This is a genomic window from Haloactinospora alba, from assembly GCF_006717075.1.
GTDB lineage: Bacteria > Actinomycetota > Actinomycetes > Streptosporangiales > Streptosporangiaceae > Haloactinospora > Haloactinospora alba.
In genome coordinates, this window is sequence record NZ_VFQC01000001.1 from 885,840 (window position 1) to 905,558 (window position 19,719).

Below are 19,719 nucleotides of genomic sequence, written 5' to 3' on the forward strand. Positions count from 1 at the left end.
GGCGCGACCGCGCTCACCCGAGTGCCGGACGCTGCTGCCAGGGGTGGGGGCCGGCCAACGGCCGGTACTCCACCCCGGCGGCGTCCAGGCGGGCGAGGTGCCGCTCCAACCGGGGCAGGAACTCCGCGTAGGCACGCTCACCCGCCGACCACACGACCTCGGAGAACGCCGACAGCCGCGGGAAGGTCATGTAGTCGACCGAGCGCGGGGTGTCCATGTGCTCGGTCCACACGTTGACCTGGGCGCCACGCACGCGCTCCCCGCCGGCGGAGGCGAGCTCCGGCGGGATCGGTTCCGCGGTGTACACGTCGGCGAGGGTCAGGACGGGGCCGACCGACACGGGCTCTTCGGGGGAGTCGGACTGGCGGTAGTCCAGGTAGTTCGTGCCCGTCGGGCACATCACCACGTCGTGGCCCGCCCGGGCCGCCGCTATCCCGCCCTGGGTCCCGCGCCAGGACGCCACGGTGGCGCCTTCCGGCAGTCCTCCCTCCAGGATCTCGTCCCACCCCAGCAGGCGGCGACCGTGCTCGGCGAAGTACTCGGCGAACTGGCGGATGAACCAGCTCTGCAGCTCGTCCTCGTCAGCGAGCCCCTCCTCGCGGATCCTCTGCTGCGCCGTCGCGCTGGCCCGCCACTGCCGTTTGGGGCACTCGTCCCCGCCGACGCAGATGTAGGTGCTGGGGAACAGCTCCATGACCTCGTCGAAGACGGCGCGGTAGAACTCCAGGGTGGTGTCGGAGACGTTGAGCACCCTGTCGATGATGCCCCACTCGCAACCGACCTCGACGGGGTCGCCCTCCCCGAGGTACGGGTAGGCGGCGATCGCGGCCTGTGAGTGCCCGGGGACGTCGATCTCCGGTACCACGGTGATGTGCCGGGCCGCGGCGTAGGACACGATCTCGCGGATGTCCTCCTGGGTGTAGTAGCCACCGTGCGGCCGACCGTCGAACGCGGGAGGGCGGGTGGGTCCCACCTGGCTCTCGCGCCGCCAGGCCCCCACCTCGGTGAGCTTCGGGTAGCGCTTGATCTCCACACGCCAGCCCTGGTCGTCGGTGAGGTGCAGGTGCAGCACGTTGAGTTTGTGCATGGCCAGCAGGTCGATGAATCGCAGCACCTCGTGTTTGGGCATGAAGTGCCGTGCGACGTCGAGCATGCACCCGCGCCAGCCGAAACGCGGCTGGTCGGTGATCCGGGTGCTCGGAAGTTCCCACGTGGTGCTGTGCGAGGGGGCGCTCCGGTGGACGTCGTAGGGCAGTAGCTGGAGGAGCGTCTGGGCGCCGTAGAACACGCCGGCGGCGTCGCTCGCGGTGACGGTCACGCCGTCGGGGCCGCTGACCAGTTGGTAGCCCTCCGGCGCCACGCCGCTCTCGTGGTCGAGGCGCAGCAGGATCGATGCCGTGTCCGGTCCGTCGTCGTCACTGGGAGGGGGGAACGGGAAACCGGTGGCCGCGCCCAGGCGGGTGCGAAGCCACGCGGCGACGTGCTCCGCTCCCGGGGAGGCACCGATCCGGGTGGCGGCGCTCAGGACGCAGCTCCGTTGCGGATCGGTCGACAGCTCACCGGGTCGGGGGACGAGCGACTGCTCTGGGGCGGATGCTGCGGGCATGGGGCTTTCCAATCCGGTCTAGACCAGCTGTGGGGCCATCGTGCCACGCGGAGGCGGAAAAAGGTATGGGTGAGCCCTCGAACGGGGACGGGAAACACGCCCGGAAAGTCCGCCGTGTCCGTGCGCTCGGGCGGTCCGGCGCCTTCCGGGGCTCAGCGGATGGGTACCCGGACCGGGTCGGGCCGCGGATCGGTGGCCGGAGCCGTGACACTGGCGGGAAGCCACTCGTCGGAGAGCAGCAGGGCGATGGTGTAGAGGTTCCATATCTGGTTGGGCCGGGTGGGCGGGTCCTCGGTGAGGATCCGTTCGGCCTCGGAGCGATCCATGAGTCGGAACAGTTCCGGAGTGTCCAGAACGCGTTCGCGCATCGGAGCGACGTACTCCGGGCCCAGCTTGCGCCGCCAGTCGAAACCGCCGACCGTAGTGCGGGCGCGCAGCGCCGGCCGCGAACGCCGGGCGATGCGGTGCAGCGGGTTGTACACCCGTCTGTGGTCGAAACGCCAGGGGCGGTCGGCGACCGGCATCCGCGCCAGCGGCGGGGCGAGCTGTGCTATGAGCTCGTGCACCACACCCTCCGACCAGCGCCACGTGGGAGACAGCGACATCGCCTCCCACCGCACCCGGTGGTCCAGGAACGGGTGGTACATGCAGTAGCCGATGAGCGTGGCGGTACGCGACCCGGGAAGCCAGCGGCCGCTGCGGAACTTGAGGAACAGGCGGTCCAGACCGAGCGGGAAGTCCGGTTCGCACATCGCGTGGAACTGCTGGAACAGCTCGTGCGCCCGCGCGTTGGCCTCCGGGGTCATCAGTGCCGACTGGGCGAGGGTGATCGTGCGCAACCGTTTGAGCAGGGAGTCGCGTCTGAGGTCCCGCTGGTCGTTGAGCCAACCGCCGCGCAGCGCCTCGCCGCCCGATCCGGAGAGCCGCGCCTCCAACAGGAAGGAGGGAGGCGAGATCACCTGTTCGAACGCGGAGTTCATCCCCTCCGTCATCCTGATCAGGCGGAGCGTGCGCGGGAAGGGGTGCTCGACCAGGACCGAGTCAGAGCCGTCCCGCTGCGGCTCGGTCACACGGTGGTCCTCGACCCCCAGCTCGGCGCAGATGCGGCGGGCCAGCACGACGTCCGGATGGTCGGCGAATCCCCGTGTGGTGGCGCGGAACGGGATACCTGCCGCGTGCAGCGTCGCGGCCACGAGCCGGCTGTCCCTGCCACCGGTCAACGAAAGGGAGATGCCCTCGGAGTGTTCGCGTACCGGATCCACCGATGCGAGGAGGGCGTCGGCCAGCCGCTCCACCTGCCTCCTGCGCTGCCGTGGTGTGACGGGCGCCGGGGCGGGCTGGGGGAGCTCCCGGCGGAGCACTGCGGCGTGTCCGTCGCGGATCCGCAGGGTGGCCAGCTCGGGGAGGGTGCTCAGCCCTGCGAACGGGGTGTCGTCACTCATGTAGTACCCCTGCCGGACGAGCATGTGCATCGGGGCGATGTCGTACTCGGGGGTGGGGGGAAGGGGGGCTCCCTCCCCCTCCTCCGCTGCCCTGGCGGTGAGGTGGGTGAGAACCGCCCGGTTCCCGACGACGTGCAGTCCGGCGCGTTGGCAGTGGTACACGGGGTCGGTGCGCGTGATCGAGGTAACGGCGTCGATCCCTCCGGGTACGGCGCGGAACACTCCGAAGGAGCCGGCCGTCGCGTCGACGGTCGCCCCCAGGTCGGTAGCGGTGCAAAGCCGTTGGAGGTCGCGGGCGTCGGCCAGGTAGCCGGGGTAGCCGAGCGCACCGGAGTCCCCGCCGTGGCCGACAGGAACCAGGGGGTCGGGCAGCCACGAGTGGTCGGGTTCGTTGGTCCAGGCCAGCAGGGCGACGTTGTCGTTCGGCGCTGACCACGTCGTGTGGCGCAGGGAGCCCTCCGGGACGGGAAGCACGAGATCCGCCAACCGGCGAGCGCTCTCGAGCGTGTGCGGGGGGATCGGTGCCCGCGGGTCTGCCGTCGCGAGAGCGAGATAGAAGCGCATCCGGATGCTCCTCGGTCATCGGCGCGGGAGTTGCCGTCGCCGTCCGGCGGTTTTCTCCCCAGGAGACTCCGGAACACCGCCGCGGCGCTACCGTACGGGCCGGCGTTCACCGGGTTGTCGCCGTATTTTCAGCTTCCGCACAGGAGGACGGGCCGGGGCGCGGCCGTTACGGGCCGACGACGGGAGGATGCCGAGGCGGCGCGTGCCTGCGGCGCGGTGGCGCTGGTGGGGGCGCTGACCGGGGGCGGCTCCGGACAGGGTTGTCCAGAATCTGGTATTTTCCGGAATTTTTATGTTGGGTGCCAGTGATAACCGGCATGTTCGGGTTATCCGGTACATGTGTGGTTCGTTAGTCCTGACCGTGCGCGCGACGCCGAATACGCCAGCGGCGTCGCTGCCGAGCTTCGCCGCAAGGAGCGGGAAGCTCAGCGGCATGATGCCGAGATGCGCCGTCACGAGAACGACCACCACGCGATCGACCAGCGGGTGCGCCAGCTGGAGGAGGAACTGGCAGCACTGCGCCAGCGCCGCCTCGAGGTGTACGCGTTGTGGTGGAACAAGCGCGAGGACCGGGACCGGACCCGCCATCTCGCCCGCCGGCTGCGGCGCCGGCTGCGGCGTGCGCAGCGCCGCTGCGGTTTCGTCGGAGGACAGGCGGAAGCGTGAGTGGTCGGGCCCGCCCGGCCGCTTCACACTCCGGTGTCCTCGTCCAACGCGGAGTCGAGGGTGGCTCGGATACCCGCCGCCGCGGTTTCCAGGGCCCGTAACGTCGCGTCGATGGCGGGGCGCCGCACGCTGGTGGCGCGGACGAGAGCGTAAACGTCGCGCGCCGGAGCGCTGGCCGGAAGCCGACGGAACGCCAGCCCCTCCCGTGCGGCCGCCAGCGCCAGCTCGGGGACCGCGGCGATACCGGTACCGCTGGCGACCAGACTGAGGATCGTACCGAACCCTTCGAACTCCCAGGCGGTGGCGGGCGAGCCCCCCACCTCGGCGAGGAGCCGGTTGGTCCCGTGCCGGGACGGCTCCCCGTGGGGAGTCGCGAGCCACACCTCGTCCAACAGGTGGGACAGCTCCACCGGGCGCCGGGGGTCGGCCAGCGGGTGCTCCGCCGGAACCGCGAGCACCATGGGATCGTGCAGCAGACGGATGCTGCGGAGCTTACCGGCGGAGGTGCCCGGATCGCCTCCGGTCCAGTCGTCGACGAGAGCGATGTCGGCCTCCGCCGCGCTCACCGGACGCGCCCCGTTGCTCTCCATGGTCTGGCGTAGCACGAGCTGCATCTCCGGATGCTGGCGCAGCCGGTGCGCGAGCTCGGGAGCGAACGCCACGGCGGCTGTCGGGAACGCCGTGACCGTGACGCGTCCGGAGGGTGTGTCGGAGCGTTCCGCCAGCACGGACTCCGCGGCTTCGACCATCGCCAGGATCTGTTCGGCGTGCTCGGCGAGCAGCCGCCCCCCGTCGGTGAGCTCGGCGGTTCTGGCGGTGCGGTCCAGTAACGGCGCCCCTGCCTCACGCTCCAGGGCGGACAACTGCTGGGAGACCGCGGACGGGGTGTAACCGAGCGTCTGGGCGGTGGCCGCGATCGTCCCGCGGTCCGCGAACTCCTTGAGTATCTGGAGGCGCCACAAGTCGAGCATAACTTTATCTTACTCTAAGCATCGAAAAGATTCGCTTGTACTGATGGAAAGTGCGGGGCAGGGTGGCAACGAGGGGTGGCACAGCCACCCCGTTCGTCCTGACACCGAGTTGTGCGAGTTGATCTCTCCATGCCTGTCTCCCTGTCCGCCACCCTCGCCGTCAACGAAGCGATCGCTCAGCGGCGGCGCTCGGGCCTGCCCGTCCTCCCACTGGGGTTCGGCGAGGCGGGGCTTCCCGTGCACCCCGTGTTGCGGGAGGCCCTGTCGCGGGGGGCCGGCATGAACACCTACGGTCCGGTGGCGGGAACGTGGGAGCTGCGCGAGGCGGCAGCGGGGTACTGGGAGCGCAGGGGCATCCCGGCCGACCCGGCCCTGACACTCGCCGGCCCCGGAAGCAAACCCCTGCTGTACGGCATGCTGTTGGCCCTCGGCGGGGACGCCGCGATCGCCGCCCCGAGCTGGGTCAGCTACGCGGCCCAGACGTGTCTGGCCGGGCAGCGGCCCCTGCCGGTACCCGCCGCGCCGGAGCACGGGGGAGTGCCGCAACCCGACCTCCTCGCCGCGGCCGTGACCGACGCCCGCAACCGGGGGAGGGAGGTGCGCAGCGTCATCGTGACCGTCCCGGACAACCCCACCGGTACCCTCGCCGGTCCCGAGACCCTTCGCCTCTTGGCCGAGACGGCCCGCGAGCTCGACCTGGTCATCGTCTCCGACGAGATCTACCGCGATCTCGTCTACGACCCGCGGGCCGAGGTGCACAGTCCCGCGGAGTTCGCCCCGGAACGTACGGTGGTCTCCACCGGAGTGAGCAAGAACCTGGCACTGGGAGGGTGGCGGCTGGGAACCGTCCGGCTGCCCGACAGTGACACGGGACGCAGGCTGTGGAGGGGCCTTCTCGGGGTGGCGAGCGAGATCTGGTCCAGTCCCGCGGCACCGGTCCAACAGGCCGCTGCCTACGCCTACACCGAGCCGGAGGAGATCACGGAGCACATCGCGCGCAGTCGCAGGCTGCACGGCATCGTCGCGGAGGCGGTCACCGAGCGGTTCCGGTCGGCCGGGGCGCGTGTGGCCCAGCCGCAGGCGGGTTTCTACCTCTACCCCGACTTCGCGGGTATGCGCTCCCACCTCACCGCCGAGTTGGGGGTTGGCACCGGGTCCGAACTCACGAGCCACCTGCTGGAACAGTACGGGATGGGGGTGCTGCCGGCCCAGGAGTTCGGGGAGGACCCCCACGCGTTGCGGATGCGGGTGGCGACGAGCCAGCTCTACGGCGAAACGGAGGAGCAGCGCTACGCGGCCCTCCACGCCGAGACCCCGACGGAGTTGCCCTGGGTCCGGGCGCATCTGGACCGGTTGGAGGAGGTCCTGGGAGAGGTGACCCGGCTGTGGCGGGAGGACCGCGGTATGGCGGATGCCCAGGCGGGCTGAGCCGGGCCGGGCGGCGGCGCGCACCGTGGGAAACCCGTTGCGGGCCGGAAGGATGCCAGACTGGTCGTGTCGCAGTGCGCCGCTGCGGCGTATGCACCATCATCGCTGCGCGTGGAGCCGCGTCGTGTTTCCCGGCAGCGTTCTGGTCCCAACGTGTCGCAGAGACGCCTGTACCACCGGAAAGGAGGCGGGTGCGGGCTCCGCAACCGTGGGGCGGTCGCGCCCGGCGTAGTGATGACCTTGCTCGAATGGGCGCAGGAGGCCTGCGCCGAACTGGAGATTTCGACGGAAGTCGAGTTCGACGGGGCCGATGTCGACCGCGTGCTCGACCTGGCGCGGGACGCGGCGCACTCGGTGGCCCGTCCCGCCGCACCACTCACCACGTACCTGCTCGGCATCGCCGTCGGTCGGGGAGCCGATCCGGCTGAGGCCGCGGCGGCGCTCAGCGCCCTCGCTCTCGAACAGTCCTCTGGGGAGGGGTAGGCCCTGTTTGGTGGACGCCCGTCCTACCGCGCGACGCTCCGGTGCCGTGCCGGCGACGTTCCCGTCGGTCGGCGGAGGGATCCGCTCCGCCTGTGTCCCCGGCCGTGCCGTCACGGCACCGGACGCGCCGTTCGCGGCGAACAGCGTCCACCGGACAGGAGCCAGTTATCGCTGGTCACGTATGCATCATGTGTTCCAGACGAAACTCGCATGTGGAAGAAAAGTGATGTAAGCGTGACAAGTCGGTGCAAATCTGGCTGTGCGCTATCCCTGGTTTACAGCTACGGTGCGCGCAGCCGCCATCGGGCCGGAGCCGCTACGAGCGGGCACCGGAACAGCGGCACCATCCCCTGCATCCGATCGATAGGGAGCCCGGTTCATGGAACAACTCCAGGACATGCTGGATCTGATATCCGAGATCGTTTGGGGACCGTTCGTCCTCATCCCACTGCTGCTGCTGACCGGGTTGTTCCTCACCATCCGGCTGCGGCTGCTGCAGTTCCACAAGCTGTTCCACGCTCTGTGGCTCGCCCTGATCCGGCGTAAGGAGCCGGAAGGCACCGAAGGCGACATCTCGCACTACCAGGCGCTGAGCACCGCGCTCGCCGCCACGGTGGGCGTGGGCAACATCGCCGGTGCCGGACTCGCGATCGGCCTCGGCGGGCCCGGTGCGCTGTTCTGGATGTGGGTGACCGGTCTGGTCGGTATGGCCACCAAGTACAGCGAGGCACTGCTGGGTGTGAAGTACCGGCGCAAGGACAGCGTCGGCCAGCAGAGCGGCGGGCCGATGTTCTACCTCCGCAACGGTCTGCCCGGCGGACTCGGCATGGTGCTGGGCGGGCTCTTCGCCCTGTTCGGTGCCATCGCCGCGTTCGGTATCGGCAACGGGACCCAGGCGAACACCGTGTCCCAACAGCTGGAGAGCGTCTGGAACGTGCCGACGTGGCTGGTCGGGATCGTGCTCGTGGTCTTGGCCGGCGCGGTGATCATCGGCGGGATCAAGAGCATCGGCCGGGTCGCCTCGGCCATCGTCCCGATCATGGTCCTGCTGTACATCGTCATCGCCCTGACCGTGCTGCTGGTGCACGTCGGCGACATTCCCGCCGCGCTGGCACTGGTCGTCACCGACGCGTTCACCGGAACGGCGGCCACCGGCGGGTTCGCGGGTGCGACCGTGCTCGCCGTGATGCAGTGGGGTGTCGCCCGCGGTATCTTCTCCAACGAGTCGGGCCTGGGCACCGGCGCGATCGCCGCGGCTGCGGCGAAGACGGACCAGCCCGTGCGCCAGGCGATGGTCTCCATGACCCAGACCTTCATCGACACCATCGTGGTGGTGACCATGACCTGCCTGGTCATCATCGTCACCGGCGTGTGGAAGGTGGAGGAAGCCGCGGACGGCTCGCTGCTGACCTCGCAGGCGCTGAACGAGGGGCTGTCCACGATCTCCCCCGCCCTGGGGTCGATGGGGGCTTACGCCATCGCCATCGCGGTCGTGGTGTTCGCCTTCACCACCATCCTCGGCTGGTCGTACTACGGCGAGCGGTGCATCGACTTCCTCGCCGGGCACAAGGGTGTCCTGGTGTACCGGGTCGTGTTCGTGGCGGTCATCTACGTGGGCGCCACCGTGTCCCTGGAGCTCATCTGGATCTTCAGCGACATCGCCAACGGGCTGATGGCACTGCCCAACCTGCTCGGTCTGCTACTGCTGTCCCCCGTGGTGGTCGCGGAGTCGAAGAGGTACTTCGCCAACCCCAACTGGCGCGACCCCGACGCGTCCGTTCCCGACGTGCGGGAGTGAGCCGCGCGCCTACCTCCGGTCCGGGTGCGGGAGAGGCCTCTCGCACCCGGACCCCGTCCGACGGGGTTGTTCGTTACGAACGGTGCCCGCCGTCCCGGGACGGTTCTCCCCACCAGGAGAAGAAATGGTGCAACGGTCCGCGACCGTTGCCGACCTCCAACGTGTCGGCCTGTTCCAGGGCCGCGGTGAGGTACGTCTTCGCTTCGGAGACCGCCGTCGGGAAGTCCCCGCGTTGCGGTCGCAGCGCCGCGACCGCCGAGGAGAGGGTGCAGCCGGTGCCGTGCGTGTTGCGGGTCGCGACCCGGCGGGCCGAGAACACCTCGGGCTCGGAGGCCGCGGTCACCAGCACGTCCACGCTGCGGGCCTCCGCCTGGCCGGAGTCGGCCACGCCGTCTCCGGAGGCGAGGTGCCCCCCCTTGAGCAGGACGCGGGACGCGCCCATCGCGCGGAGGCGCTCCGCCTGCTCCGCCATACCGTCGATGTCGCGCGCCTCCCCGGAACCGAGCAGATCAGCCGCCTCGGGCAGGTTCGGGGTCAGCAGGTCGGCGCGTGGCAGCAGCTCGGTGCGCAGCGCCTCGGTGGCGGAGTCCGCCAGTAGCCGGTCACCGCTCTTCGCGACCATCACCGGGTCCAGCACCACGTTTCCCAGCCCGTAGCGGTCGATCGCGGAGGCAACCACTCCCACGATCTCGGCACTGGCCAGCATCCCGATCTTGACGGCGTCCACCCGGACGTCGGAGAGGAGGGTGTCGAGCTGCTCGCCGACGAAACGCGCGGGCACCTCGTGCACCCCGGTGACACCGGTGGTGGACTGGGCCGTGAGCGCCGTCAGCACGCTCATGCCGTACCCGCCGAGAGCGGAGAACGTCTTCAGGTCCGCCTGGACACCGGCACCGCCGCTCGGATCGCTTCCCGCGACCGACAGGATGTTGTAACTACGCAATGGCGTTCCTTCGCTAGTTCGAGCTAGATCAGGTTCGACGGGTGTGCTCTCAGCCGGCCGGAACCGGCACCCCGCGCCGTCGATGCATCCGGTTGTGTGTGCTCCTGGTTCTGAGCGCCCGCCAAACGGGCACTAGACGCGCCCGGCCCCCTCGGGAGCGCCGCTGTCGTCCGCCGCGGCGCCGTCGTCTCCTCCGGCCCTGCGAGCGATCAGCAGCACCGCGGCCACGGTGACGAAGCCCACCACCATGAGTGCCACCGTGACCGCAACGTCCCCGGCGGGGGCGTGCAGCGCGCGGTCCTCATCCTGCCAGGGCCACAGCGCGCGCAGCGACCCGGCCAGGATCCCGGTCATCACCACCAGCGTGACGCGGTGCTGGTGCTCCAGCAGCCACTGGAGCAGTTTCACGAAGAAGGCCAGGCCGAAGACCGCCCCGACCGCGAACACCCCCAGGTAACCGAAGTCACGCGCGCTGACGGCGTCCATGGTCGCCGTGTACAACCCGAAGGTCAGCAGGAGGAACGATCCGGACATGCCGGGCAGGACCAGTGCGCAGATCGCCACCGCTGCGGCTCCGAACACGATCACCGGGTTCGGAGTGACCTCCGAGGGCGGAAGGCCGGTCAGTACGAACGCCCCGGCCGCCACGGCCAGCGCGAGCAGGTAGTGCCCCGCGGACCACGCCCTGCCGGAACCGGAGTAGGGGACCCACAGCGACGCGAGGACGAGACCGAAGAAGAGCGCGTACGAACGCTGCTGGTGCTCCTCGACCAGCGGAGCGAGGAAGGTGGCCCCCAGGAGGGCCGCCGCGAGCATACCGACCAGTACCGCCAGCACCAGCCCCCACTCGGCTCTGCGGAACTCGGCACTGGCGCGGCTGCCGCCGCGTCCTTGCGGCAGGTCCGTCGCGGCCAGCTTGACACCGCTGAGCACGTGTCCGGCCGAGGTGATGAGCCGCTCGTAGATGCCGACGATCAGGGCGATCGTGCCGCCGCTGACCCCCGGTACGACCTCACTGGTGCCGATGAGCGCGCCACGTAGCACGTTGAGCAGGGGGGATCCGATTGAGTTGGCCATGGTTCGTTTCGTTTCCGGGGAACAGACGGAGAGACAGGACGGCGCCCCATCCGGGTTCACGGCCCCGAGGATGGCGTGTCCGTGAGTGTAGGGTACGTGCTCGGCCCGCGGGGCTGGGCGTTCGCGCGTTCGGCCGGGCGGTGGCACGTCAGCGGCGCTCCGGCCAAAGACGCCGCCCAGCGGTTCCGCGCGGGGCGCGGAGTTCTCGTTACCCGGCGCCGCCCACCACGCTGGCCGCCCAACGGTAGTCCTGTTTGCCCACCGCTGTCCGCTGTACGTGCGCCACGACATGGAACGCCCGGGGAACCTTGAAGCCGGCGAGCTGCCGGCGGCAGTGCCGGCGCAGCTCGTCAGGGGCGGGGGAGGCGCCGGCTGAGGGGGATATGACGGCGGCGACGCGTTGCCCGAGGCTCTCGTCGGGAGCGGCGACCACGATGGCGTCCCCGACCTCCGGGTGCGCGGTGAGCACCGACTCCACCTCCTCGGGATAGACCTTCTCGCCACCGGTGTTGATGACCGCCGAACCGCGCCCCAGCAACACGATCGTGCCGTCCTCGGAGACCATGCCGAGGTCGCCCGACATCACCCAGCGCCGTCCTTCCCCGTCGACGGGGAAGGTGCGGGCGCTGGCCTCCGGGTCGTTGTAGTAGCCGGCGGGGATACGGCCGCTGCGCGCGATCCGTCCGACCTGCTGCGATCCGGGAGGCAACGGACGCATCCCGTCGTCCAGCACGGCGACGCTCGCTCCCATGGTGAAGCTGCGGGTGCCACCCTCGGTCTCGGCGGCGCCGCACACGCCGGTCTCCGAACCGCCGTAGCTGTCCGTGAGGGTGATCCCCGGACGCCATCGGAACCACAGCTCGCGCACGGCGGGCGTGAGCGGGGTGCCGCCCGAGGTCACGGTGTCCAGGGAGGGGCAGAGCCGGGGCTGTGTGAGGAGCTGCTGGGCCAGGGGCCGGGCCATCGCGTCCCCGACGAGCTGCACTATGTGCGCGCTCTCCCGGTCCGCGAGGGCGACGACCTCCGCCGGGTCGAACGTCCGCGCGGTGTTCAGCACGACGGTCTTCCCGTTGAAGAGCATGCTCAGGGCGTTCCACTGCCCGGCCGCGTGCATCAGCGGCCCCAGCACCAGCATCCGCCGGGGGCGGCACTGGCGTGCGCGTTCCCCCAGCTCCCCCGGGTGGCGGGCACGGGCCTCCCCCGGGCGGCGGCGTTCGAGGGCGGCGTGGAAGATGTCCGCCTGGCGCCACACCACCCCCTTGGGCATGCCGGTGGTGCCGCCGGTGTAGATGAGGTACCGCGCCTCGGCATCCGCCCCGCCCGGGCACGCGGGAACGTCCGGCTCGTCCGCTGCCGAGGCCATGGCGGTCTCGTAGTCGACGCCGGGCGTGGGGTCGTGGTCGGTGCCGTCGTCCAGCAGGACCACGTGCCGCAGTCGGGGAAGCTCCGCGCGGATCGTCTCGACCGGCGCGGCGAGTGACCGTTCGACGACCAGGGCCGCGGCGTCGGCGTCGTCCAGGAGGTACCGGAGCTCGCCGGCGACATAGCGGTAGTTCACGTTGATCGGTACCGCTCCGGCCCGCAGGGCCCCGAATGCCGCCTCCAGCCACTCGCCCCGGTTGAAGGACAGGATCGCGACGTGTTCACCGGGGGCGATGCCGTACCGGAGGAGGTGGCGCGCGAAACGCGTCGCGCGTTCGTTGAGCACGGCATAGGTCATCCGCCGCGGGCCCGCGATGACGGCCAGGCGGTCGGGAACAGCCGCGGTGACCGCATCCAGCAGCCCCGCGAGGGTGATCTCGTTATGGGTGGTGTCGCGCGAGCGGAACTGTTCTTCGGTCATGTTTTCCCCGGATCCCGGTCTACCCCTACATGACGGTGACGACCGACCTTTCCGGTATGGGGAGCATCACAGCTGGTCGGGCCGGTCCGAGGCGGGGGCGGATGCGGGGCGAGATGGAGGGGAACCGCCGCGGCCGGAACTTACGAAACGGTGACGACGCGTACCGGCCCGTGGGGAAGGCCGGGGACGAGCCCGTAGGCTCGCCCCCATGCGGATACTTGTCACCGGAGGTGCGGGGTTCATCGGTTCGCACATCGTCGCCGCCCTGGTGGAGCGGTCGCACGAACCGGTCGTGCTGGACGCGCTGCTGGAGTCGGCGCACACGGCACCGCCGTCCCTGCCGGCGGAGGCCGAATGGGTCCGCGCGGACGTCACCGACCGCGCGGCCGTCCGCAGTGCCCTGCGTGGCGTGGACGCCGTGTGCCACCAGGCCGCCATGGTGGGCATGGGGACCGGGTTCGGCGACGCGCCGGCCTACGTCAACTGCAACAACGGCGGAACGGCCGAGCTGCTCGCCGCGATGGCCGAGGCCGGGGTGCGTGACCTCGTCCTCGCCGGATCCATGGTGGTCTACGGGGAGGGGCGTTACACGTGCGCCACACACGCGGCGGTACACCCCGCCCCACGGTCGGAGAGCGACCTCGCGGCGGGCAGGTTCGACCCGACCTGCCCGCACTGCGGCGACGAGCTCCGCCCCGGCCTGGTGGACGAGCAGGCACCGCCCGACCCCCGCAACGTCTACGCGGTGACGAAGCTCGCCCAGGAGCACCTGTCAGCAGTGTGGGCCCGGGAGACCGGCGGCAGGGCGGTCTCCCTCCGGTACCACAACGTGTACGGCCCCGGGATGCCCAGCAACACTCCCTACGCCGGGGTGGCCTCCTTCTTCCGTTCCGCCCTGGGGCGGGGGGAGGCCCCGCGGGTGTTCGAGGACGGCAGGCAGCGCCGGGACTTCGTGCACGTGCGTGACGTCGCGGAGGCGAACGTGGCGGCGCTGCACGCGCTTCCCGGGCGGGAGCCGGGCCACCTCCGCGCGTTCAACACCGGCAGCGGCGAGCCGCACACGGTCGGCGACATGGCACGGCAGCTGGCCGACTCCCACGGCGGCCCCCACCCCCGGTTCACGGGGGAGTACCGGCTCGGCGACGTGCGGCACATCACCGCCTCCTCGCAGCGGATCCGGGACGAACTCGGTTGGCGGGCCAGAGTCGGGTTCGCCGAGGGGATGGCCGAGTTCGCCCGCGCGGAGCAGCGGCCGGCCGCTAGCCCCGCGCGGTCGGAAGCGTGACGTCGAAGCTGCAACCACCGGTGACGTTGCGCACCTCGGCCCGGCCCTCGTGGGCCTCGACGATCCCGCGGACGATGGCCAGCCCCAGGCCGGCTCCCGAGGGCGGGGTGCGGGCGCCGTTGCCACGCCAACCGGTGGTGAAGACCCGCGGCAGGTCGTGTTCCGGTATGCCCCCGCAGCTGTCGGTGACCGACAGCACGGCCGTCTCCCCGTCGGTACCGCGCTGCGCGGCTATCGCCACCGTGCCGTCGGCGGGGGTGCTGCGGATGGCGTTGAGCAGGAGGTTGCCCAGCACCCGGGTCATCTCCTTCCCGTCGACCTCGACCGGTATCCCCTCCACCCTGTCGGTGACCAGGTGGATACCGTGTTCCCGGGCCAGCGGACCGGCGGCTGCCAGGGCGTCGCCGAACAGTTCGTCGGTCGACGTCCGAGCGGGGGACAGGGACAGCGTCCCCGCGTGGATCCGGGACAGTTCGAACAGGTCGCCCACCATGGAGTTGAGCCGGTCCACCTCGGTGCGGATCCGCTGCAGGTAGCGCTGCGGCTCGGGAGCCATCCCGTCCTCCAGGGCCTCCGACATGGCACGCAGCCCCGCCAGCGGCGTCCGCAGGTCATGGGAGATCCAGGCGACCAGCTCGCGGCGGGATTCCTCCAGAGCCTGTTCCCGCTCGCGGGACTCGCGGAGTTTCGCGCTGGTGGCCGCCAGCTCCTCGCTGAGCCTCTGCAGCTCCGCGGTCGCCGGTGTCTCGGGAGCCGCGAAACTGCCGCCCTCCCCGAAGGAGCGAGCGGCCCGGGTGAGCGCGTCGCTGCGGGCGACCACCCACCGGCCCAGAAGCAGCGCCGTCGCCAGGGAGACGATGGCGGCCATGGCGCAGACGGTGGTGACGACCGTCAGGTCGTGCGGTGACAGGAACATCGCCCGCGCGACCGCGAGTGTCCCGGCCAGCATGGACAGGACGGTGACCCCCGCGACGACCGTGAGCGACACGGCGACCGACCGGTGGCGCAGCACCCTGAGGACCACCGCACCGAGCAGCCCGGCCGCGGCCGCGCCGAGAAAGGCGAACAGTGCTATCAGGGGAAGCTCACGCACGGTTCACTCCCCAGCGGCGGTGTCGCACCGGTACCCCACGCCCCAGACGGTCGTGATCAGGCGGGGGTGTGCGGGATCGTCCTCGACCTTGCCGCGCAGCCGGCGCACGTGCACGGTGACAGTGGAGAGGTCACCGAACTCCCACCCCCACACCTCCCGCATGAGGTACTCGCGGCTGAACGCCTGGCCGGGGTTGCGCAGCAGGTACGCCAGGAGGTCGAACTCGCGCAGTGTCAGGGAGAGCTCCTGCCCGTTCTTGGTCGCGCGCCTGCCCACCGGGTCGAGGACGATACCGGCGGCTTTCAGCAGCGGGCCGGTGTTGTTGCGCGCGCTGCTGCGGCGGAGGACGGACTCCACCCGGAGGACCAGCTCGCGAGGACTGAACGGTTTCGTGACGTAGTCGTCCGCACCGACCTCCAACCCGAGGATCCGGTCGTCCTCTTCACCCCGGGCGGTGAGCATCACCACCGGTACGGGGCCTCTCCCGCGCAGGAGCCGGCACACCTCCAGCCCGTCCATGCCGGGAAGCATGAGGTCGAGAACGACCATGTCCGGCCAGTGGGCCTCGGCGCGTTCCAGCGCGGTGTTCCCGTCAGCGGCACGGTCGACGGTGTATCCCGCGCTGTCCAGATAACCGGTGACGATCTCCGCGACGGTGGGGTCGTCGTCCACCACGAGCACGCGGTCGGACAGCGGCGCCTGCGAGGTTTGCATACGGCGATTCTGACACCGGCGGCGGACACGGACACCCGCCCCGGCTCCCCGTTCGGGCCGATGTCCGTATTTCGTAAGGCGCTGATCCCCGAGATCCCGGTATCGGTTCTGTAACGTGGCCGACGTGACCGACGCACCCCATGATGACGAGAACCCGGACACGGCAACGGTCGACGTGGTTCTTCCGTGCCTCGACGAGGCGCGTGCTCTTCCCTGGGTCCTGGAACGCGTACCCGCAGGCTGGCGGGCGATCGTCGTCGACAACGGCTCCACCGACGGTTCTCCCGACATCGCCCGCCGGAACGGGGCGAGGGTCGTGCACGAGCCGCGGCGCGGTTTCGGAGCCGCCTGCCACGCGGGTCTGACGGCCGCTGACGCCGACATCGTGTGCTTCTGCGACTGCGACGCCTCGCTCGACCCTGGCGAGCTCCCACGGCTCGTGCGACTCGTCCGGACGGGAGCGGCGCACCTGGTGCTGGGACGGAGGAGACCGCGGCAACGCGGCGCCTGGCCGTTGCGCGCGCGGTTGGGCAACCTCACCCTCACCCGTATGCTGCGGCGCCGCACCGGCGTGGCGCTGCACGACCTGGGGCCGATGCGGGCCGCCCGCCGGGAAGCGCTGCTCTCCCTGGACCTCTCCGACCGGCGCAGCGGTTACCCCCTCCAGATGGTGGTGCGGGCCGCGAACGCCGGATGGAGCGTGACCGAGCGGGACGTCCCCTACCTGCCGCGCTCGGGAGCGTCGAAAGTGACCGGTACCTGGCGCGGCGTGTGGCATGCGGTGTGCGACATGCGCCGCGTGCTGCGCCGGGAGGCACCACTCGGACGCTCGACGGGGCCGAACTCCGCAACCGGGCGAAACACCGACACCGACCGCGCGTCCCGTCCCCCGACCCCGGGAAAGGAGGGCCGGTGACCACACCCGAGGGGCCCGTGACCCTGCTCATCATCGCCAAGGAACCCGTGCCGGGGTACGCGAAGACCCGCCTGACTCCCGAGTACACGCCGGGGGAGGCGGCCCTGCTCGCGCGGGAAGCGCTGTCCGACACCCTGGACGCCGTCCTCGCCAGTCCAGCCAAGCGTCGTGTCCTCGTGCTCGACGGAGCCACGGGCGACTGGTTGCCGCCGGGTATCGAGGTGGCTCCCCAGAGCTCCGGCGGGCTCGACGAACGGATCGCGGCGGCCTTCGCGCAGTGCCGCGGCCCGACCCTCCTCCTCGGTATGGACACGCCGCAGGTGACTCCCCACCTGCTCGCGCCCGCCCTGGCAGTGGACGCCTGGGGCGACCGGGACGCCTGGTTCGGCCCGGCTCTGGACGGCGGTTTCTGGACGATCGGCCTCGCCGACCCGGACCCGGAGCTCGTCCGCGGGGTCCCGATGTCGGTCCCGCACACCGGGGAGGTGCAGCGCGAACGGCTCGCAGCGGCGGGGCTCACGGTGCGCGACCTCCCTACACTGCGCGACCTCGACACGGCAGCGGACGTCGCGCACGTCGCCTCCGCCGCTCCCGGGACCCGGTTCGCCGCCGCCGTGGCGCGTCTCAACGGTGCCGCGACCGGATGAGCGCCACCGAATCGACACGTGAACGCGGCGCCGGTTCCTGGCGAGCCGACCCCTACACCGACGCGTTGCGTACCGGACACGGCCCGTTGTTCCTCCGCCGCAGGGACGGGTGGATGCTGCCACTGGAGGTGGAGCGCTGGTGCGCCGGCGCCGACACGTCAGACATGTCCGTGTTGCGGCGGTGCGAGGGTTCCGTTCTCGACCTCGGGTGCGGCCCCGGTCGGATGGTGGCCGCGCTGTCCGCGCTGGGGTGTCCGACACTCGGTGTCGACGTGAGCCCGGCAGCGGTGTCCCGCTCCGTCCACGCCGGAGGTCCGGCCGTGTGCGGGTCGGTCTTCGACCCCGTCCCCGGGGAGGGGGACTGGGGAACGGCCCTGCTCCTCGACGGCAACATCGGTATCGGCGGGGACGTGCGCGCCCTGCTGCGGCGCGTGGGGGAACTCGTCGCCCCGGAGGGGCTGCTGCTGGCCGAGGCGGCCCCGGTGGACGTGGACGAACGGGTCCACGTACGGGTCGACGACGGGTGCGGTGGCTCGGGCCCCGACGAGTTCCCGTGGGCCCGGGCGGGAGTGGCGGCGCTGCTCTCCTACGGCCAGGACGCGGGCTGGGCCCTGGTGGAGCGGTGGACGGCTCCGGGGCGCGCGTTCGTCGCGTTGCGCCGCGCACCGTGAGCATCCGGGTGCCGCCGACTCCCGGAACGGGCGCCGGCGGCGGGAATCTGACGGTCCGGTGACATCGCGCCCGTGCCGGTGGGGACGCGGCCCTGTCCGCCGTAGCGTGGCCACGTGAGCTACTTCCGTACCACCGAAACGGGTTCCCCCGACCCCGCCGCTCCCGGACCGCGCCACCGGTGGGACGTGGTGACGGCCGTCGCGGGGGCGCTCTTCGTCCTCACCGTCGCGGCCATCGGGTGGGTCCTGGAATACGAGGACGGCGAGATGAGCGGGGACCTCCACGTGGACTTCCCGCCCCTGCACGCCGACTGGCTGCCGCACGTCGGGCCGGGAAGCCCGGCAGCGTGCACCGTCGCCGTGCTGACGGTGGTCTACGGGCCCCGCGTGGCCGACCGGACACCGTGGCGCGGTCTGCTTCCCCTGACGTGGCTGGCGGCGATGGCCTGGACCTGGTCGCTGGCACTCGTCGACGGTTGGCGCCGGGGAGTGGCGGAGCAGCTCACCAACAAGTACGAGTACCTGCACGAGATGGACCGGTTCGCCGACGTCGGAACCGCACTGCGCGGTTTCACCCAGCACATCCTGAAAGCGGCGCCCGACAACTGGGCCGTGCACGTGGCCGGGCACCCGCCGGGGGCGGTACTGACGTTCGTCGCGCTGGACCGTGTCGGACTGGGAGGCGGAACGTGGGCGGCCGTCTGGTGCATCACCGCCGGAAGCTCCGCAGCGGTCGCCGTACTCCTGGCGGTGCGTGCCCTCAGCGGGGAGTCCGTCGCGCGCCGGGCCGCACCGTTCGTCGCGCTGGCCCCCGCCGCCGTGTGGGTCGGTGTGTCGGCGGACGGCTACTTCGCCGCCGTGGCGGCGTGGGGCGTGACCCTGCTCGCGCTCGCGGCGACCCGCACCGTCCGCTACCCCACCGCCGCAGCCCTGGCCTCCGGTCTGCTCCTGGGGCTCGTGGTGTACCTCTCCTACGGCCTCACCCTCATGGCGATCCCTGCGGTGGCGGTGCTGCTCATCACGCGCGCCTGGCGCCCACTGCCGCCTGTCCTGGTCGGCGCGCTCACCGTCGCCGCGGTGTTCACACTGGCTGGTTTCTACTGGTGGGAGGCCTACGTCCTGCTGGTGGAACGCTACTACGAGGGGGTGGGCGGCGTGCGCCCGTTCAGCTACTGGGTGTGGGGCAACCTCGCCAACGTCGTCATCAGCGGCGGTCTGGCCGCCCTGGCGGGAACGCGCCGGGCGGCGGTAGGGACGGTGGCCGCGGGACGGCGATGGTGGAGCCGGGAGAACCCCGCCGCCTCCGCCAGCGGTTCCACCGACGGTCTGGTGCTGCTGGTCCTGGCCGTCGTGCTCGCGATCGCCGTCGCTGACCTCTCCGGGATGAGCAAGGCGGAGACCGCCCGCATCTGGCTGCCCTTCACCGTGTGGCTGCTGCCCGCAGCGGCGCTGCTTCCCGCGGTCGCGCACCGTTACTGGCTGTCGGGCCAGGCCGCCCTCGCCCTGGCGATCAACCACCTTCTCCTCACCAGCTGGTGACGCCGCCACCGGCCAGGAACCCGGAGCCGGGGA

At 71.2% G+C, this 19,719-nt stretch carries 17 protein-coding genes and 1 riboswitch; of the genes, 9 read left to right on the plus strand and 8 right to left on the minus strand.

Annotated elements, in window-relative coordinates:
- Positions 1-13 precede the first annotated feature (13 nt).
- On the minus strand, positions 14-1,606 hold the full coding sequence (locus FHX37_RS04130; RefSeq protein WP_141922231.1) for a beta-N-acetylhexosaminidase: 1,593 nt from the start codon (positions 1,604-1,606) through the stop codon (positions 14-16).
- Between the two features lie 152 nt (positions 1,607-1,758).
- Entirely contained in the window at positions 1,759-3,612 is a 1,854-nt protein-coding gene (locus tag FHX37_RS04135; RefSeq protein WP_141922232.1) for an asparagine synthase-related protein, read from the minus strand.
- 339 nt (positions 3,613-3,951) lie between these two features.
- On the opposite strand from FHX37_RS04135, the gene FHX37_RS04140 reads away from it, so the two are divergent.
- Entirely contained in the window at positions 3,952-4,278 is a 327-nt protein-coding gene (locus tag FHX37_RS04140) for a hypothetical protein (protein ID WP_141922233.1), read from the plus strand.
- Between the two features lie 23 nt (positions 4,279-4,301).
- Here the strand turns inward: FHX37_RS04140 and FHX37_RS04145 are convergent, their stop codons facing one another.
- Positions 4,302-5,249, minus strand: a complete 948-nt coding sequence (locus FHX37_RS04145; protein ID WP_141922234.1) for a LysR family transcriptional regulator — start codon at positions 5,247-5,249, stop codon at positions 4,302-4,304.
- A 129-nt stretch (positions 5,250-5,378) separates the two neighbouring features.
- Between FHX37_RS04145 and FHX37_RS04150 the strand changes: the two genes are divergently transcribed.
- The 3 genes from FHX37_RS04150 to FHX37_RS04160 all read left to right on the plus strand — a co-directional run bounded on the left by FHX37_RS04150 (position 5,379) and on the right by FHX37_RS04160 (position 8,958).
- Positions 5,379-6,677 carry a pyridoxal phosphate-dependent aminotransferase gene (locus FHX37_RS04150; protein WP_141925003.1) on the plus strand — a complete coding sequence of 433 codons (1,299 nt, stop codon included), beginning with the start codon at positions 5,379-5,381 and terminating at the stop codon, positions 6,675-6,677.
- A 234-nt stretch (positions 6,678-6,911) separates the two neighbouring features.
- Positions 6,912-7,160, plus strand: a complete 249-nt coding sequence (locus tag FHX37_RS04155) for a DUF6457 domain-containing protein (RefSeq protein WP_141922235.1) — start codon at positions 6,912-6,914, stop codon at positions 7,158-7,160.
- Between the two features lie 379 nt (positions 7,161-7,539).
- The gene (locus FHX37_RS04160) at positions 7,540-8,958 is read left to right on the plus strand and encodes an alanine/glycine:cation symporter family protein (protein WP_141922236.1); all 1,419 of its coding nucleotides are present in this window, start codon (positions 7,540-7,542) and stop codon (positions 8,956-8,958) included.
- A gap of 73 nt (positions 8,959-9,031) precedes the next feature.
- Here the strand turns inward: FHX37_RS04160 and thiD are convergent, their stop codons facing one another.
- From thiD to FHX37_RS04175, 3 genes are all read right to left on the minus strand, one after another.
- Positions 9,032-9,901, minus strand: coding sequence for a bifunctional hydroxymethylpyrimidine kinase/phosphomethylpyrimidine kinase (gene thiD, locus FHX37_RS04165; RefSeq protein ID WP_141922237.1), 870 nt, complete (start codon positions 9,899-9,901; stop codon positions 9,032-9,034).
- Positions 9,890-9,985, minus strand: a riboswitch (TPP riboswitch). (Overlaps the previous gene by 12 nt.)
- A gap of 48 nt (positions 9,986-10,033) precedes the next feature.
- Positions 10,034-10,978 (minus strand): DUF368 domain-containing protein, encoded by a 945-nt coding sequence (locus FHX37_RS04170; protein WP_141922238.1) that lies wholly within the window; start codon positions 10,976-10,978, stop codon positions 10,034-10,036.
- A gap of 208 nt (positions 10,979-11,186) precedes the next feature.
- Entirely contained in the window at positions 11,187-12,821 is a 1,635-nt protein-coding gene (locus FHX37_RS04175) for an AMP-binding protein (RefSeq protein WP_141922239.1), read from the minus strand.
- A gap of 208 nt (positions 12,822-13,029) precedes the next feature.
- On the opposite strand from FHX37_RS04175, the gene FHX37_RS04180 reads away from it, so the two are divergent.
- Entirely contained in the window at positions 13,030-14,106 is a 1,077-nt protein-coding gene (locus FHX37_RS04180) for an NAD-dependent epimerase/dehydratase family protein (protein WP_141922240.1), read from the plus strand.
- On the opposite strand, the gene FHX37_RS04185 is transcribed toward FHX37_RS04180, so the two are convergent.
- Both FHX37_RS04185 and FHX37_RS04190 read right to left on the minus strand, forming a co-directional pair.
- Positions 14,081-15,199, minus strand: coding sequence for a sensor histidine kinase (locus FHX37_RS04185; RefSeq protein WP_141922241.1), 1,119 nt, complete (start codon positions 15,197-15,199; stop codon positions 14,081-14,083). The two genes, FHX37_RS04180 and FHX37_RS04185, sit on opposite strands and share 26 nt — an antisense overlap.
- A gap of 3 nt (positions 15,200-15,202) precedes the next feature.
- Positions 15,203-15,913, minus strand: a complete 711-nt coding sequence (locus FHX37_RS04190) for a response regulator transcription factor (protein WP_141922242.1) — start codon at positions 15,911-15,913, stop codon at positions 15,203-15,205.
- Between the two features lie 124 nt (positions 15,914-16,037).
- Between FHX37_RS04190 and FHX37_RS04195 the strand changes: the two genes are divergently transcribed.
- The 4 genes from FHX37_RS04195 (at position 16,038) to FHX37_RS04210 (ending at position 19,686) form a co-directional block, all read left to right on the plus strand.
- Complete coding sequence (locus FHX37_RS04195; RefSeq protein WP_141922243.1) at positions 16,038-16,829, plus strand: glycosyltransferase family 2 protein; 792 nt, start codon at positions 16,038-16,040, stop codon at positions 16,827-16,829.
- Positions 16,826-17,476 carry a TIGR04282 family arsenosugar biosynthesis glycosyltransferase gene (locus FHX37_RS04200; protein WP_141922244.1) on the plus strand — a complete coding sequence of 217 codons (651 nt, stop codon included), beginning with the start codon at positions 16,826-16,828 and terminating at the stop codon, positions 17,474-17,476. Before FHX37_RS04195 ends, FHX37_RS04200 begins: the two co-directional genes overlap by 4 nt.
- Positions 17,473-18,147: a methyltransferase domain-containing protein gene (locus FHX37_RS04205; protein ID WP_141922245.1), complete on the plus strand. Its 675-nt coding sequence runs from the start codon at positions 17,473-17,475 to the stop codon at positions 18,145-18,147. The genes FHX37_RS04200 and FHX37_RS04205 overlap by 4 nt, the downstream gene beginning before the upstream one ends.
- A gap of 114 nt (positions 18,148-18,261) precedes the next feature.
- On the plus strand, positions 18,262-19,686 hold the full coding sequence (locus FHX37_RS04210) for a hypothetical protein (protein ID WP_141922246.1): 1,425 nt from the start codon (positions 18,262-18,264) through the stop codon (positions 19,684-19,686).
- Positions 19,687-19,719 lie beyond the last annotated feature (33 nt).